Source organism: Halorubrum amylolyticum, assembly GCF_004114995.1.
Lineage (GTDB): Archaea > Halobacteriota > Halobacteria > Halobacteriales > Haloferacaceae > Halorubrum > Halorubrum amylolyticum.
The window spans coordinates 14,265-28,098 of sequence record NZ_SDJP01000034.1; the positions used below are offsets into that span (position 1 = coordinate 14,265).

The following is a 13,834-nucleotide window of genomic DNA, read 5'->3' on the forward strand; positions in this document are numbered from 1 at the left end:
GCGGAGGGAACGCCCGCGACCGTTTTAAATACCGATCCGGTAGGGGACGGCACGCACCCATGCCGGACACCAGAGCCCGCGTCCGCCGGCACGTCCGCGACACGCCGGGCGTTCACTTCAACCGGGTGAGCCGCGACCTCGACATCGCCACCGGACAGGCCCAGTACCACCTCCGCCGGCTCGTCCGCGACGACGAAGTCGCGGTCGAGCGGATCGGCGGCCGCGCCCACTACTTCGACCCGACGTTCGATCCGTGGGAGCGGCGAGCGCTCGCCTTCCTGCGGCGGGAGACCGCCCGCGGGATTCTCGTCCGACTCCACGCCGCCGGCCCGACCCGGCCGGCCGAGCTCGCGGACGAGTTGGACCTCGCGCGCAGCACCGTCTCGTGGCACGTCTCGAACCTCGTCGAGAGCGGAATCGTCGAGAAATCCGACGACCGACCCATGCGCCTCTCGCTCGCGCGTCCAGAGCGGACCGCGGCGCTCCTCGACGAGGTGTCGGCGTCGCTCCCGGACCGGATCGTCGATCGGTTCGTCCGCACCGTCGACAGCCTGTTCGAGTGAACGGGTCCCCCTTGCCCGCCGTCTCCTCCCCCTCCCGTCGCCGTCCCGTTCGCCGATCGCACCGGACCCGTTAGGACCGTTCCGCGCGACCGAGCGACCATGCGCGAACTGGGAGGCGTCGTCGACTGGCTGGGCCGAGCGGCGCGCGTTCCCGCGACGGCGACGTGCGAACCGACCGGAACGATCCGCTCCGCCGAGCCGCTGAGCCTGGGCGTGTTCCTGCTCGTCGGGCTCCTCGGCGGCGCCCACTGTCTCGGGATGTGCGGACCGCTGGTCTCGACGTACGCGGACCGGATGCGGGCGGACGGCGCCGGCGGTGGCGGGGGACGAACGGGGACCGCGCGGCGCCGTTCGACGCCCGCACCAGACCGGTTATGCGCCCGTAAGCCGTCGATTTCTGTATGCGACGACGAGCGCTGCTCGGCGGGATCGGCAAGGCGACGGTCGGCGCGGCGACGATCGGCGCGACCGCCGGGTGCACGTCCGCGCTCGGCGGTGAGCCGGAGGGCGTCGTGCTCGACCCGCAGGAGGACCAGATCGCGGACAGCGAGGACCTCGCGTACCCCGCGTACGGCGAGCCGCTGCCCCCGTTCGAACTACGGGACCCGATCGCCGGGGTCACCGTCGACAGCGAGGCCATCGACCGGACCGCGATCGTCACCGGGGTGTTCACCTTCTGTCCCGCGGAGTGCGGAATCCTCCTCCGACGACTGGTCGCGGTGCAACGACGCGTCGCCGACGCGGGCATACCTGACGAGACGCTGTTCCTTCCGATCACGTTCGACCCCGAGCGCGACGACGAGGCGGCGCTCCGCGACAACGCCGAGTCGATAGGGGTTGATCTCGACGCGGGGAACTGGCACTACCTCCGGCCGGAGACCCCGGAGCGAGCGAAAGCCGTCGTGGGGGACCGGCTCGGAATCGGGTTCGAGCGAACGGCCGAGAGCGACCGGCTGCAGGGGTACGACTTCACGCACATCGTTCTCACCCTGCTCGTCAACCCGGACGGCGTCGTCGAGCGCGCCTACCGAGGCGAGACGATCGACCGCGACCGCGTCGCCGGTGACATCGAGACGGTCGTCGAGGCGTTCGCAGACGAGTGAGTCGGTTAGTGGTCGGCGAGGGGAACGCACATGACGACCGAGCGCGTACGACCCGACGGTGAACGTCGATATTCTGCTGTACGACGGGTTCGACGAACTGGACGGGATCGGCCCGTACGAGGTGTTCGACTACGCGCTCGGCTACGCCGCCGAGGAGTCGATCGGCGAGTCGGGTGACGACGCGACCGCCGCCGAGCGACCGGGTCGCGTCCGGTACGTCACCCTCGACGAGCGCGAGCGGGTGACCGCGAGCCACGGGACGCGCGTCGGCGTCGACGGCGTGCTCCCGGACCCGGACGGAGACGAAGCGCCGGACCTGCTCGTCGTCCCCGGCGGCGGCTGGACCGCGCGCGACGAGGACGCGAGCGCGTGGGCGGAGGCGCGGAAGGGCGACGTGCCGCGCGCGCTCGGCGAGTACCACGCCGCCGGCGTCCGGACCGCCGCGGTCTGTACCGGCGCGATGCTGCTCGCCGAGGCCGGCGTCACCGACGGTCGGCGCGCGGTCACCCACGCCTCTGCGATCGACGAACTCCGCGAGTCGGGCGCGACGGTCGTGGACGCGCGGGTCGTCGACGACGGCGACCTGCTCACCGCGGGCGGGGTGACCTCCGGGATCGACCTCGCCCTCTATCTCGTCGAACAGGAGTTCGGCGAGGAGATCGCCGACCGCGTCGCGACCGTCATCGAGTACGAGCGTCGGTACGAGGTCGCCGGCGACGACGGAAGCGTCTGAGTTCGATCAGTCGTCCGCGCCGTCGTCGGGTAGCGGCGCGTCGTCGTCGCTTTCGTCGGTCTCGTTGGTCGTGGTGTCGCCGTCGGCCTCGACCGTGATCACGGTGCAGTCGAGCTCGTCCCGGAGGAACGAGTCGATGTCGGGGTCCGAGAGGAGCTTCTGGATCATGCGCCGCCAGCGCCCGGCCTGCTTCGAGCCGATGACGACCACGTCGGCGCCTTCGGCGACGATCTCTTCGAGGATGGTCTCCTCGACGAGGAACCCCCGGCGGACGACGTACCGCGCGCGGTCCAGCCGACCGATCCGCTGCTCGACGGCGCGTTTCAGGTCGCTGCGGGAGACGCCCCCCGAGTTCTGGTAGAGGTCAACGTGGAGGATCGTGAGGTCGGCGTCGCGCTCCTCGGCGACGCGGACGGCTTCCCGCAGCGTCGCCTCGGAGTGCGACGACGGCGGGAACCGGACCGGGACCACGACGAGAGTCATGTCCGAACGGTTGCGTGCGAGGGATGAATACGCTGTCGGTGGGATCGCGATCGGTGTCGTTCTCGGGGCACCCACGCCGCACAGTCGATTCCCGCTCGTCGGCGACGACCTGAGCGACTTCGAGGGGATCGTCTACGCGCCCTCGATCGTGAGCCGCTTCGAGGAGCTCCGAGCTGGGGAGCTGACGTTCGAGGAGATCGCCGCCCCGCCGATGACGATTTCGGCGGCGACGAGCGTCAGCGACGCCTTCGATCAGTTTCAGGCGGAGTCACAGGAGCTCGCGCTCGTCATCGAGGACGGCGAGGTCGTCGGACTGCTCACCGCCACCGACGCCATGGAGGCCGTGATGGGTCAGTTGGAGGACCCGCTGGACGCCGGTGATTTATAAGCGATAACGCGGTGGCGCGTGCCGACGAGCAGCCGCGAGGCTGCGAGTCGCACGCGCGAGGGAGTCAGTCGCCGGAGCGAAGCGGAGGCGACTGACGAGGCTGGGGAGGCGTGAGGCTGCGGTGCGGTCGCTGTGCGGGGTGGGACTCAAAGGGGGAGCCGCGAGGGCGAAGACGGGCGACGCAAGGACCACAGGGAGCGAGCAACGCGAGCGACCGAGGACCGCAGCGAGCCCATCGAGTCCTCGCGGCTGGGGCTTTGGCGGTGGTCACCGTCGTGTCACCGATCGCGTAGTACCGAGCGGCTGGGGCTTTGGCGGTGGTCACCGTCGATCCGCCAGCACCGATTTATAAACGAACGACGGGGACTCCGGAACCGTTCCCAACGTCTTCGGTCACTTCTCGTACGCCTCGCGCAGGAACACCAAGGCCCCGCCGAGCATCGCGAGGTTGCCGAAGAAGGCGAGCCGCTCGCCGCTCTTGTCGTCCTCGTCGGCGTTCCAGAAGTCGTGCATCGTCGCGGTCACCACCGTCAGGAAGGCGACGGCGGCGCCGGTCGCGATCCGCGGGAGCCGCCAGAGCGCGATGCCGGCGCCCGCGACCACCATCATCCCGGACGCGAACGGGGCGGCGAGGTCGGGCGCGGGCACCCCCGCCGACTCCGCATACTCGATCGTGTCCTCCATGTCGCGGAAGTCCTCCGAGGCCTGCGCGGCGAGGCCGACCCCGAGCAGGACGCGGCCGAGCCGCGAGGGCGCCTCGCCCGCGTCGGCCGCCTCGTCGGCCGCCCCGTCGGTCGTCTCTGTGGGTTCGTCGTCGCTCATGGGACTCACAACGCGGCCGCACCCCATAAATCGCGGTGGCGGACCGAACCGTCTTCGGAGACCGCGGCGGTCTCAGTCTGCGGTCGCAGCCGTCGCCTCGTGGTCGATCTCGGTGCCGAGCAGCTCGAGGAACTGCGCGATCCACTCGGGGTGATCCGGCCACGCCTGCCCGGTGACGAGGTTCCCGTCGGTCGTCACGCCGTCGACCCACGAGCAGCCGGCGGCCTCGACCTCGGGCCTGACGGCGGGGTACGCGGTGATCTCGTAGCCGTCGAGCACGCCCGCCGCCGCGAGGATCTGCGGGCCGTGACAGATCGACGCGACCGGCTTGTCGGCCTCGAAGAAGTGTCGGACCGCGTTCAGCACCTCCTCGTACCCCCGCAGGTACTCCGGGGCGCGCCCGCCGGGAACGACCAGCGCGTCGTAGTCGGCCGGGTCGACCTCGTCGAACCCGTGGGTGAGCTCGAAGTCGTGGCCGCGGGTCTCCAGGTACGTCTGGTCGCCGCGGAAGTCGTGGACCGCGGTCTTCACCGTCTCTCCGCCCTCCTTCTCCGGGCAGACGGCGTGGACCTCGTGGCCGACCGCCTGAAGCGCCTGGAACGGCACCATGATCTCGTAGTCCTCCCCGAAGTCGCCGACGATCATCAGTATCTGCTGTCCTGTCATGTGTGTAGCACCACCTGCTCGTACGCGCTACTAGCCAATAACGATACTGGCGTGCGGTGTCATACCACGGGTGTTCTCGGTGGCGACTCTCACGACATTCGCCGCACGGAGGCCTCAGCGCGGTCGGTTCGGCGGCCGGAGGTCCCGCCCGAATTCGTCGAACTGCTCGAGGTCCTCGGGCAGTTCGTACTCGATCTCGCGTTCGTCCTGCCGGTCGGGGAGCCGGCCGTCCTCCAGCTCGTCGGCGACCGCCTCCCAGCCCGGTTTCACCCGAACGCTCCGGGCGGGCGAGCCGACGACAACGTGGTGGTCGGGCACGTCGCCCTGCACGACCGAGCGCGCGCCGACGACGCTGTTCTCGCCGATCCGGCAGCCGGCCCGGACCATGGCGTTGTAGGTGACGCGGGCGTCGTCCTCGACGATCGTGTGGAAGTTCCGGACCTCGGTCTGGTCGACGAGGTCGTGGTCGTGGCTGTAGAGGTGGACCCCGTCCGAGACCGACGCGCGGTCGCCGATCGTCAGCTTCCCGCGGTCGTCGAGGTGCACGTCGTCGTGGATCACGACGTTGTCGCCGATCTCGATGTTGTGGCCGTAGGTGACGGAGATCCCCTTGAAGAAGCGACAGTCGTCGCCGCACTCGGCGAACAGGTGGTTCCCGAGCATCTGGCGGAACCGGAGCGCGAACTCGACGTTGTCGGCCATCGGCGTGGCGTCGAACTGCCGCCAGAGCCACTGGAGGTGTTTGGAGCGCTGGAACTGCTCTTCGTCCTTCTCGGCGTAGTACTCCGACTCCAGCGTGGCGTTGCAGGGGTCGTACCCCTGCAGGCGCACGCGCTCGGCGCGCGAGACCGACTCGCCGTCCTGCCACGCCTCCCAGCGCTCGCGGTCGCCGTGGAGGTCGATCAGCGTGTCCCGGACGACCTCGCAGGTGTCCTCCGCCGAGGAGAGGCGATCGTCCACCTCGTCGATGAACCCTCGGACCCCGGCCTCCGCACCGTCGGGCAGGGAGACGTGTCGCTTTGTCATCGTCGCACCTTCGACGCCGTCACTCAAAGGGATTCGGTTGTGCGACGTGCGCGTCACGGAGACCCGAACAGGTGCGGCCGATCGTATAAACCCGGTCCGCGGTCCCGCGGCGTGAGGGAGACCGCACCCGCTAAGTGTCCCGATCCCGAAGGACGGGTATGCAGCACCGCGAACTCGGGAACTCCGGCGTCGAGGTCTCTGAGATCGGCTTCGGCGCGTGGGTCGTCGGCACCGATTGGTGGGGCGACCGCTCGGACGAACAGGCGGTCGGCATGGTCGAGGACGCGCTCGACGCGGGCGTCACCTACGTCGACACCGGCGACGTGTACGGCCACGGCGACAGCGAGGAGATCATCGGGCGGGCGATCGAGGGCCGCCGCGACGAGGTCACGCTCGCGACGAAGATCGGCTACGACTTCTACGACAACCCGCAGGCGGGCCACGGCGAACTCCCGAAAGAGCTCGACCGCGAGTACCTCGAGACCGCGTTCGAGCGCTCGCTCGACCGGCTCGACACCGATCACGTCGACCTGCTTCAGCTCCACAACGCCAACGTCGACGACGTCACGCCCGAGGTGCGCGACCTCCTGCGCGAGTGGAAGGAGTCGGGGCGCGTCCGCGCGCTCGGCTGGGCGCTCGGCCCTTCGATCGGCTGGCTCGCCGAGGGCGACGCCGCGATCGAGTACGAGGAGTTCGACGCGGTCCAGACCGTGTTCAACCTGTTCGAGCAGCAGCCCGGCAGCCACTTCGTGGACGCCATCCGCGAGTCCGACTCCGACACTTCGGTCATCGCCCGCGTCCCGCACTCCTCCGGGCTCCTCAACGAGCAGGTGACCCCCGACACCGTCCTCGAAGACGGCGACCACCGCTCGCACCGCCCGGCGGAGTGGTACGAGACCGGCTGGGAGAAGGTCGAGGCGATCCGCTTCCTCGAAGACCCCGACGGCGCCGCGGGGACCCGCACGATGGCGCAGGCCGCGATCCGCTGGCTCCTCGCGCACGACGAGGTCGCCTCCGTGACGCCCACGTTCCGCGACGGCGACGACATCGCCGAGTGGAGCGCCGCGAGCGACGTGCCCCCCCTCTCCGACGCCGAGTACGACCGCGTCCAGGAGCTGTACGCGCGCAACTTCGACGTCGACCGCGACGACGGAATGGACGTCCTCCGGACCTCCGTCGACGGCGAGGACATCGAGGCCGCCGGCCTCGATAAACGCGCCGCGTCGTACTGAACGAACGACCCGGTCGTTTCTCGTCGAGATCGCCGGACTGCGGCGGTTCGACGGCATTTTGAACCACTTTCACCGCGGTCGCGAGCGTTGTCAGGGTTGCGAGCGACGGGACCGTGACCGAGCGCTGCCGCTCACGGGTTCGAACGTGGTGGCTCGGTGGAAACTGATCGTCACAAGGGGCTCAGAGGGGGAAAGTCGAGAACTACTAATAGACCATGGCGAGTGCATCGAGTGTCGCGACTCGGCGTGTAGAAGTGGTGGCTCGGTTGAAGTCTTTCATCACAAGGGGCTTAGAGGGGGTAACGGATCGTCATGGCCACCACACATAGAGTAACTCGTTGACGGTTATAAACTGCCTGTGATCCTCTCTCTGTGTAGACAATGATTACTTCCGCCTCAAAACAACGATATCTGAAAATGTCGGTTACTGAAACGTGTACCAATTATCTCAACCTCTACCGGTTCAAAGAAGAGTGTCGATGCGCTCTTGTGTAGCACATTGTTGCTGGGCAGTTATCTTGCCATTTGCAGTTAAGTGAGCTGAATTGTAGGTCTACGCTAGAGGTGCTTAGAAACTCAATCAGCTCCTCGCTCAAACACCGGCGACTGTATCAACAATTTCTATAGAAGATCATAACATGTATGCTACCGATCTCCAACCACCTCTGATTCTCGCGTCCCGTTTACTGCAAGGAATAATTCACCAGAGAATGTTATTGTGACGTACTTAGTCCGATCTTCGAGCCGGGCTGTAACTAATCCATCCGCCTCAAGCGTGTTCACATGTCTTGTAATGGTACTCTTCGCTGATTCAGATCGTTCCGTGAGATTCGGTATAGATACTTCAGACTCATGACCACCAATCATCGCAAGTGTTTGATGGGGCCCTTGCGATAGTGTAGCCGTAATATCTGGGAGCATACACTCACGAACTTGCCCATCGATGTCACTGTATCCTAGTATTGATTCGATCTCACGGCGATGAGCCATCGTCGCGACCGTAAGTGGAAGTAACACATCGCGTGCCCCGCCACTGAGGCTCACAACAATCGCTCCCGCTGCTGTCCGAATCAGCTCACTACACTCCATCACGGCAGTTTCAAAATCATCGTGTGGGATACGGTACACACTAACCGATATCTGCGGTTCGATCTCTTGCAATAGTCGTTGGACATCTGCAACGGCTTCGGCAGCTCGGTTATCGTCGGTCTCTGTCGCAGGCCGAACCAGTAGAACTGTATCTTCGCCATCGATACCGTAGTCAAGTAACGCCCGGGTCACGCTGGTCGTATTGAATCCTATCGGCGAGACGAACGTATGCATTGTCAATCACGTCTGCTCGTGGACCTATAACGTTGCAGTATCTCGCAATGGTCACGTATTAGTTTCATATCAGATAGGTCGCTAGTTTTATCATAAATGCTCACAAGGTTTTGATGTCGCTTATATGGAAACCCACCCGGAATCGGCGAGTCGGCTTCGACAGATCGAGTTATCGCTTCGTGCCGATGAGCAGTTTGACGTGCCACAGTCTGACGGCTACTCAGTTTACAGTGCGTTGTTGGCTCTGTTGGAGTCGGCGGATGAAGCTGTCAGTGCTCGTGTCCACGATTCGGAGATAGGGAGCCTTCACAACAGTGGACTTCGTGGACCGTTCGGCGAAGGCAAGCGTTCTCACCACAAACGGGTGCTCTCTGATAGAGAGTATACGCTCGCTGTCGGGATCACTGACCCTGAGGACGAGGCGATCTTCGAGGGGCTCGTATCTGCGTTAGTGCTTGCCGATGAACCACTCGAACTGACACACGGTCGGCTTCATATCGAGTCATTCGAGAGCGAAAACACGTCCCACGAGACGTTGCTGGCGGAAGCGGCAGCGTGCAATGATCCGAGCCTCGAGATTGAGTTTCGGACGGCGACCTGTATTGAGGAGGTCGGCTCGGTGACGACGATGTTCCCGACGCGGACGGCTGTATTTTCGAGCTTGCTCGGTAAGTGGAACAAAACGGCCCCAGACGAGCTAGAACTCGATGTTGATCGCGAGACGCTAGCAGCGTCGGTGATCGAGAAGCCCGACGCTCGAAGCTATCGGACTCACAGCGTGCTTGTAAATCGAGTCGACGACGCCGACGGGAATGCCCGTCCGATCTTCCGACAAGGGTTTTCGGGCACCTGTGAGTACGCGTTCAAAGACGCGAGCGACTCCGTACAGAACGCCGTAACCGCACTGGCATTATTCGGTGAATTCTCGGGAGTCGGGAGTGCGGTCGCTCGGGGATGCGGGGATGTTGCTACAGAGGTGACCGATCAATGAATCCCGATGCTGCTCGTGACGCCCATGAAACAATTGTTGGAAGTACAGATCTCTATGCGAATGTCATCGATGCGGCTGGACAGTATGATGCAAAAGTTGACTCCTCTGCCAACTGCTCATTGGCAGCACATATTCTGAACGCAGTCACGGTTGGTGTGAACGCATTCGTCTACGAAGCTGTGGGTGAAGACGAGGATCTGTACGAAGACTACGGCGAGGACGTGCAGGTTCTCGCCGCTGCCCTTGCTCTCCATGACACAGATAAGTTCGTTCGTGAGGCTTACGGCATCGACATCGAGGGCAACACCAGTGACGCGTTCAACTGGTATTTTGATCCGGAACCCGACGAAGACGGGAAAGAACGGGATGGTGACCCGTTCGGCATAGAAGACTTCCTCGGAGAAGGTTACCGGGACGATCTACAGTATCTCGTACAACGAACTGAAACGAGAGAGAACAGTACCGAGACACGAGGGGTCGCTACTTCATTCAGCGGCTTAGAACGCTACTGTCGGATCGGTGACAGTGTTGCATCTGTTGCGCTAAAACAGGGTGCTGAAGGTGTCCATGACCAGCTCAGCACCTTGATGGGTAGTGATGATGTGCAGCGTATCGAGTTCACTCAACTTGAACAACCGATTTTGAATGATACACAACTGGGGACCGCGAAGGAAGTTATCGCAGGCGAAACCGGAGGCCACACTTACGGTGTCATCATCGGTAGCTCCCCGGATTCAATCGTCTATCTTGGTGAGCCGATTGACCAAGCAACGTTGAAACAGGAAGTTGCGGAGCGAGTCCCGGAACGAATCAGCACGGAGTTCCAATTCGAATGCAAACTCAACTGGAATGCGTTTGACTACGATATTCTGTCGGAAGTCAACATTCCGATAGAAGAAAAGGAAGAAAAAATCTCTGATGCGTTCAGGGAACTGCTCAGCCGAGGATCTGCGGGTGTCGAAGGATTTGAGCACATCCCATCTGAATTCGACCAGTATTTTGCGGTTCTCGCTAAGGCCATCTATATTGATGGTCAGTCCGAATTCCCGGATCCAGATGTACAGGATGCCTATGAACGAATAAAGGAGGAACAAGGTGTTCAAAAAGTCAAACTCCACTTCATTGCTTATCTCGTCGAGAATTACGATAGCCATCGCGATTTCCTTGACAAGTTCGCTAATGAAGTTCGGCCGAAACTCCACGATGACTTAGAACCCGAAACTGACGCTATTGGAACCGCTGTCAACCGGTTCTTTGACGGTCAGATCGTCCCAGAACTTAGTTCGAAAGACGAGATGTGTTTTCTCTGTGGCGGGCAGACGGACACTAAATATCAGAAAGGACTAAGCGGGATCTATCGCACACAAGAGTATTCCCGCCGAGTTCCACCCCACGCGAAATACAAATCTATCTGTGAGGTGTGTAACCTCGAATACGCACTCCTGTCGTACGTCTGCGAAAAACACGGTGTGAGCACCAACAACAGTCTTGAAATCGCTTACTTCTATTTCGATGATTTCCTCGGAGACGTTCGGGTACGGAGCAACCGTGTCGGTAACATCGTCCAAGGCGATGGTGACGAACTTGATGATCCGGAAGTGACGAGCAATCTGATCAAGCCCCAGTATTTCATCCAGCCAATGTACGTGTTGGACAAAAATCACCGTATGGCAGTGGTTCGGCAGGTGATGGAAGCTGCTCAAGAGTCAGGGATGAAGGTGGTCATCGGACGGCCGTTCACGCGCTTCGAGAGTGCGGATGCGGTCTTCGCTGACGAGGAGACCACCCGACCACAAGAACTCCTCGGGCTGGATGAAGCCGAACGGTTCGGACCATTCCCGTCGTTCATTGAGAACGATCGGACTGATTCCCACCTTCGGCGCGCACTTCAGCTGTTCAAACTCATGAGTATGATTGGACGGGATGCCAATATGAGCAATCCGTACCTCCAACTCGACCGTGACACGTTCCACAGTATTGCGAACTACGCCGTTGTCAACCACGATCACGCAGTCAGACTGACAGACCTCAAAGAGTACTTCGAAACTTATCATGAAACCGAACTCATGGAAATGAAAACCGTCGCCGAACGAGGAATCGACCTCTTCGGTAAACAGTTCGACAGCAAGTATAAGAAAACAAAAATATTCCGGGAAGCACTCGATGCGCTCCTCAGCGGTAAGAATCAGCAAATGGATGATGACCGGCTTCTCGAGTACGTCGAGAGTCAGGTGTATGCCGCTGCTGATCGAGAAGATTACGCAGGCCACGCAACGCCGGAACAGGCCAAAGCCTTCGTTGCGGCGATCCGCGAATACCTCGTCGAAAACGATCTGTACGACCTCAAGAAGCTCTCCGACTGGGAGAACGCACTTGTCAACTCGTACTACTACGCTTACGAACAATCACTTTAATCCAACAATGACACTCCAATACCCACCAACAGGCCTCGAAGAATCGTTCGACATTTACCGTAAGCGCAAGCCGTCGGTCACGCTTGTCGTCAAACGGAACATAACAGAGCCGACTCTGTTTCGTAACTCCAGTCACGATCGTGCCGAAACACAGGAATTCGGCGATAAACTCCATGCACAGGTTAACGGAGAGAAATTCACCAGCAAGGAGCGCCTGACAGGTCTTTCGCTACTCCGAGAGCTAGATGACAGCTTCGTTGACGAGGACTACGCGTACAATGAACCCACGGATCTCGAAAGTTCGCTAAATGTCGGGACTCTAACCTACGGGCTGGCGGGAACTGGCGATCAGGACTTCGCCATCAAATCGAGAGTTGTGGAAGGCTACACGTACACGACCAAAGAGTACGATCTGATGAACAAGGAAACCCGAAATGCTGTCTACGAATCGGGAACAATGCGAGATGAGGAGGGAAACCAATCCGAGGCCTTGTTCGACTTCGTGAAGGTACAACCCGGAAACGACCTCGTTCATTTCATCACTCTCGAAGCGGCGACCGGCCCGATGCTCCTTTACACGCTTCATAATATCCTCAATACCGGGAAGTACGGAGCTCGTGAAACACGAACCGGGCGGAATATCCGAAACGAGATTCTCGGTGTCATCCTTGGGAACCACGATACGTCGCTGTCGACTGGCGAACTTCTACTTGAGTTCCATGACGACGGAGACGATCTCGAAGCGAGTATTGGGGACTACATTTCAACTGCCCAGCGTACGGATTGGGAAATTCATGGCGAGATCGATGGTGCCGATCCGTTCCCGGACTGGTTTGAACGACTGGAAGCGGTTGCTAGCCGAGAAGCGGCCGATGCTGACAAACTACTCCGAGAGGAGTTTACAGATCTAATGGAGGCAGCTACTGACATCTTTATCGACGATGATTGAACAGACCTTCGAGGCAACGTTGTACGCGCCGCTCTTTTACTCCAGTTCGGAGGGGCGCGCAATACGAACACAGCCGACCCTCTCGTCAACAGCCCTCATGCACGCACTCGGCTACCGATATTTTGAGCTCGAGAAACGGTATGCGGAGTTCGGTGACGAAGCGACGACGGCTGATTACTCTCATCTCAGAGAGTTACCGTTCTTCGTCACGGACATGCGTCCAATAGCAGTTGATGCCGACGAACGAACGTTCCGCAGTACCGATTATCGATCTGAACGACATTTTACGACGAACGACCCTGATGTCGCAGATCAGATCTCCGGGAGTAAATCTGTTCCAGAAATCCTCGAAAAGTCAGGTGCTGCGTACCAGACGATTCGAAACTACCTTGGAATCTCTCCCGGATCGAAATTCGAATTCACCGTCTGGAGCGAGACAGATATCCCAGAGCACCCGTTCTTCCGAATGGGAATCAAGCAAACTGGAGAGTTCCGTGCGGAACCCACCGAACTGGATACGCTGGTACTTAACAAATACCTGCTTTCGGAAGTGTACGAACTTTCTGACGAGTTGCTTACTGAGATGGTCGAACGCAGTCAAGGATTTAACCGTGGTAACGATCCACGGTTACAACATTTCGTTGGTGTTGATCCTGAATTTGTCCGTGAACAGGTGCTTCCAGAGGTACTCGAATGAGTGGGTTTGAGGTTGACGGTGCGAGTCTGGCAACGGAGCCACCTCTGCCACCACTCGAAGAGCGTGGCTTCGAATACGCTCGTGCGTTCCAGAACAGGGTCATCGAATGGATTCAGGATGGAACAGAGCCAGTATCAGTCCTCCGTGCTCCTACCGGAGCGGGTAAGACAGCAACCTTCTACGAACTTATCGGATCGCGCGATATGACGCTTCTTGTCTATCCGACAAACGCTCTCCTCCGACAACAGCGAGAGCGATTTAAAAACGATGATGTCGACGTCGCTGTTCTAAACGCAAATACATTAGAGGGACACGGACACGAACGAACCGAACAATTGCTTAGTTTCGTCAGAGCCTGTCATAGAAAGCCTCCCAAGGGAGGCTGCAGGGTTTGGAAACTGTGTCCACCAGCTCCAACGCCCTGCAAAACGTAGCTTCGGTCAA

The 13,834-nt window shown here is 61.0% G+C and carries 14 protein-coding genes and 2 pseudogenes; 11 read left to right on the top strand and 5 right to left on the bottom strand.

Translation table 11 applies throughout. From position 1 onward, the window contains the following. Positions 1-59: 59 nt before the first annotated feature. From ESO89_RS15930 to ESO89_RS15945, 4 genes and pseudogenes are all read left to right on the top strand, one after another. Positions 60-563 (top strand): winged helix-turn-helix transcriptional regulator, encoded by a 504-nt coding sequence (locus ESO89_RS15930; protein WP_128906426.1) that lies wholly within the window; start codon positions 60-62, stop codon positions 561-563. A gap of 99 nt (positions 564-662) precedes the next feature. Further along, a pseudogene (locus ESO89_RS15935) lies at positions 663-893 on the top strand (urease accessory protein UreH domain-containing protein); the annotation flags it as partial. A 71-nt stretch (positions 894-964) separates the two neighbouring features. Continuing rightward, a complete protein-coding gene (locus tag ESO89_RS15940; protein WP_128906427.1) occupies positions 965-1,666 on the top strand; it encodes an SCO family protein in 702 nt (233 codons plus the stop codon). A 58-nt stretch (positions 1,667-1,724) separates the two neighbouring features. Beyond that, positions 1,725-2,399: a DJ-1/PfpI family protein gene (locus ESO89_RS15945; RefSeq protein WP_128906428.1), complete on the top strand. Its 675-nt coding sequence runs from the start codon at positions 1,725-1,727 to the stop codon at positions 2,397-2,399. A 6-nt stretch (positions 2,400-2,405) separates the two neighbouring features. Here ESO89_RS15945 and ESO89_RS15950 read toward each other — a convergent pair whose 3' ends face one another. Further along, positions 2,406-2,882, bottom strand: a complete 477-nt coding sequence (locus ESO89_RS15950; RefSeq protein ID WP_128906429.1) for a universal stress protein — start codon at positions 2,880-2,882, stop codon at positions 2,406-2,408. A gap of 73 nt (positions 2,883-2,955) precedes the next feature. Between ESO89_RS15950 and ESO89_RS15955 the strand changes: the two are divergent. Next, positions 2,956-3,270: pseudogene (locus tag ESO89_RS15955) on the top strand (CBS domain-containing protein); the annotation flags it as partial. A gap of 393 nt (positions 3,271-3,663) precedes the next feature. On the opposite strand, the gene ESO89_RS15960 reads toward ESO89_RS15955, so the two are convergent. The 3 genes from ESO89_RS15960 to ESO89_RS15970 form a co-directional block, all read right to left on the bottom strand. After that, entirely contained in the window at positions 3,664-4,092 is a 429-nt protein-coding gene (locus tag ESO89_RS15960; protein WP_128906430.1) for a DoxX family protein, read from the bottom strand. A 72-nt stretch (positions 4,093-4,164) separates the two neighbouring features. Next, the gene (locus ESO89_RS15965; protein ID WP_128906431.1) at positions 4,165-4,758 is read right to left on the bottom strand and encodes a DJ-1/PfpI family protein; all 594 of its coding nucleotides are present in this window, start codon (positions 4,756-4,758) and stop codon (positions 4,165-4,167) included. A gap of 114 nt (positions 4,759-4,872) precedes the next feature. Further along, positions 4,873-5,784 carry an acyltransferase gene (locus ESO89_RS15970; RefSeq protein ID WP_128906432.1) on the bottom strand — a complete coding sequence of 304 codons (912 nt, stop codon included), beginning with the start codon at positions 5,782-5,784 and terminating at the stop codon, positions 4,873-4,875. Between the two features lie 158 nt (positions 5,785-5,942). Here ESO89_RS15970 and ESO89_RS15975 point away from each other — a divergent pair, with 158 nt between their 5' ends. Continuing rightward, positions 5,943-7,016 carry an aldo/keto reductase gene (locus ESO89_RS15975; RefSeq protein WP_128906433.1) on the top strand — a complete coding sequence of 358 codons (1,074 nt, stop codon included), beginning with the start codon at positions 5,943-5,945 and terminating at the stop codon, positions 7,014-7,016. A gap of 645 nt (positions 7,017-7,661) precedes the next feature. Here the strand turns inward: ESO89_RS15975 and csa3 are convergent. After that, the gene (csa3, locus tag ESO89_RS15980) at positions 7,662-8,339 is read right to left on the bottom strand and encodes a CRISPR-associated CARF protein Csa3 (protein ID WP_128906434.1); all 678 of its coding nucleotides are present in this window, start codon (positions 8,337-8,339) and stop codon (positions 7,662-7,664) included. Positions 8,340-8,463: 124 nt separating this feature from the next. Here csa3 and cas6 point away from each other — a divergent pair, with 124 nt between their 5' ends. Genes cas6 through ESO89_RS16005 form a run of 5 tightly spaced genes read left to right on the top strand, consistent with a single transcriptional unit; the run spans position 8,464 to position 13,824 of the window. Continuing rightward, positions 8,464-9,330, top strand: coding sequence for a CRISPR system precrRNA processing endoribonuclease RAMP protein Cas6 (cas6, locus tag ESO89_RS15985; protein ID WP_128906435.1), 867 nt, complete (start codon positions 8,464-8,466; stop codon positions 9,328-9,330). Beyond that, entirely contained in the window at positions 9,327-11,744 is a 2,418-nt protein-coding gene (locus tag ESO89_RS15990) for a hypothetical protein (RefSeq protein ID WP_128906436.1), read from the top strand. The genes cas6 and ESO89_RS15990 overlap by 4 nt, the downstream gene beginning before the upstream one ends. 7 nt (positions 11,745-11,751) lie before the next feature. Further along, entirely contained in the window at positions 11,752-12,693 is a 942-nt protein-coding gene (gene cas7d / locus ESO89_RS15995; protein WP_128906437.1) for a type I-D CRISPR-associated protein Cas7/Csc2, read from the top strand. Beyond that, positions 12,686-13,390, top strand: coding sequence for a hypothetical protein (locus ESO89_RS16000; RefSeq protein ID WP_128906438.1), 705 nt, complete (start codon positions 12,686-12,688; stop codon positions 13,388-13,390). Before cas7d ends, ESO89_RS16000 begins: the two co-directional genes overlap by 8 nt. Continuing rightward, positions 13,387-13,824, top strand: a complete 438-nt coding sequence (locus ESO89_RS16005) for a DEAD/DEAH box helicase family protein (protein ID WP_241686269.1) — start codon at positions 13,387-13,389, stop codon at positions 13,822-13,824. Before ESO89_RS16000 ends, ESO89_RS16005 begins: the two co-directional genes overlap by 4 nt. Positions 13,825-13,834 lie beyond the last annotated feature (10 nt).

Coding starts and splice junctions, on each gene's coding strand:
- ESO89_RS15930 (WP_128906426.1), top strand. CDS start 60: ATGCCGGACACCAGAGCCCGCGTCCGCCGGCACGTCCGCGACACGCCG.
- ESO89_RS15940 (WP_128906427.1), top strand. CDS start 965: ATGCGACGACGAGCGCTGCTCGGCGGGATCGGCAAGGCGACGGTCGGC.
- ESO89_RS15950 (WP_128906429.1), bottom strand. CDS start 2,882: ATGACTCTCGTCGTGGTCCCGGTCCGGTTCCCGCCGTCGTCGCACTCC.
- ESO89_RS15960 (WP_128906430.1), bottom strand. CDS start 4,092: ATGAGCGACGACGAACCCACAGAGACGACCGACGGGGCGGCCGACGAG.
- ESO89_RS15965 (WP_128906431.1), bottom strand. CDS start 4,758: ATGACAGGACAGCAGATACTGATGATCGTCGGCGACTTCGGGGAGGAC.
- ESO89_RS15970 (WP_128906432.1), bottom strand. CDS start 5,784: ATGACAAAGCGACACGTCTCCCTGCCCGACGGTGCGGAGGCCGGGGTC.
- ESO89_RS15975 (WP_128906433.1), top strand. CDS start 5,943: ATGCAGCACCGCGAACTCGGGAACTCCGGCGTCGAGGTCTCTGAGATC.
- csa3 (WP_128906434.1), bottom strand. CDS start 8,339: ATGCATACGTTCGTCTCGCCGATAGGATTCAATACGACCAGCGTGACC.
- cas6 (WP_128906435.1), top strand. CDS start 8,464: ATGGAAACCCACCCGGAATCGGCGAGTCGGCTTCGACAGATCGAGTTA.
- ESO89_RS15990 (WP_128906436.1), top strand. CDS start 9,327: ATGAATCCCGATGCTGCTCGTGACGCCCATGAAACAATTGTTGGAAGT.
- cas7d (WP_128906437.1), top strand. CDS start 11,752: ATGACACTCCAATACCCACCAACAGGCCTCGAAGAATCGTTCGACATT.
- ESO89_RS16000 (WP_128906438.1), top strand. CDS start 12,686: ATGATTGAACAGACCTTCGAGGCAACGTTGTACGCGCCGCTCTTTTAC.
- ESO89_RS16005 (WP_241686269.1), top strand. CDS start 13,387: ATGAGTGGGTTTGAGGTTGACGGTGCGAGTCTGGCAACGGAGCCACCT.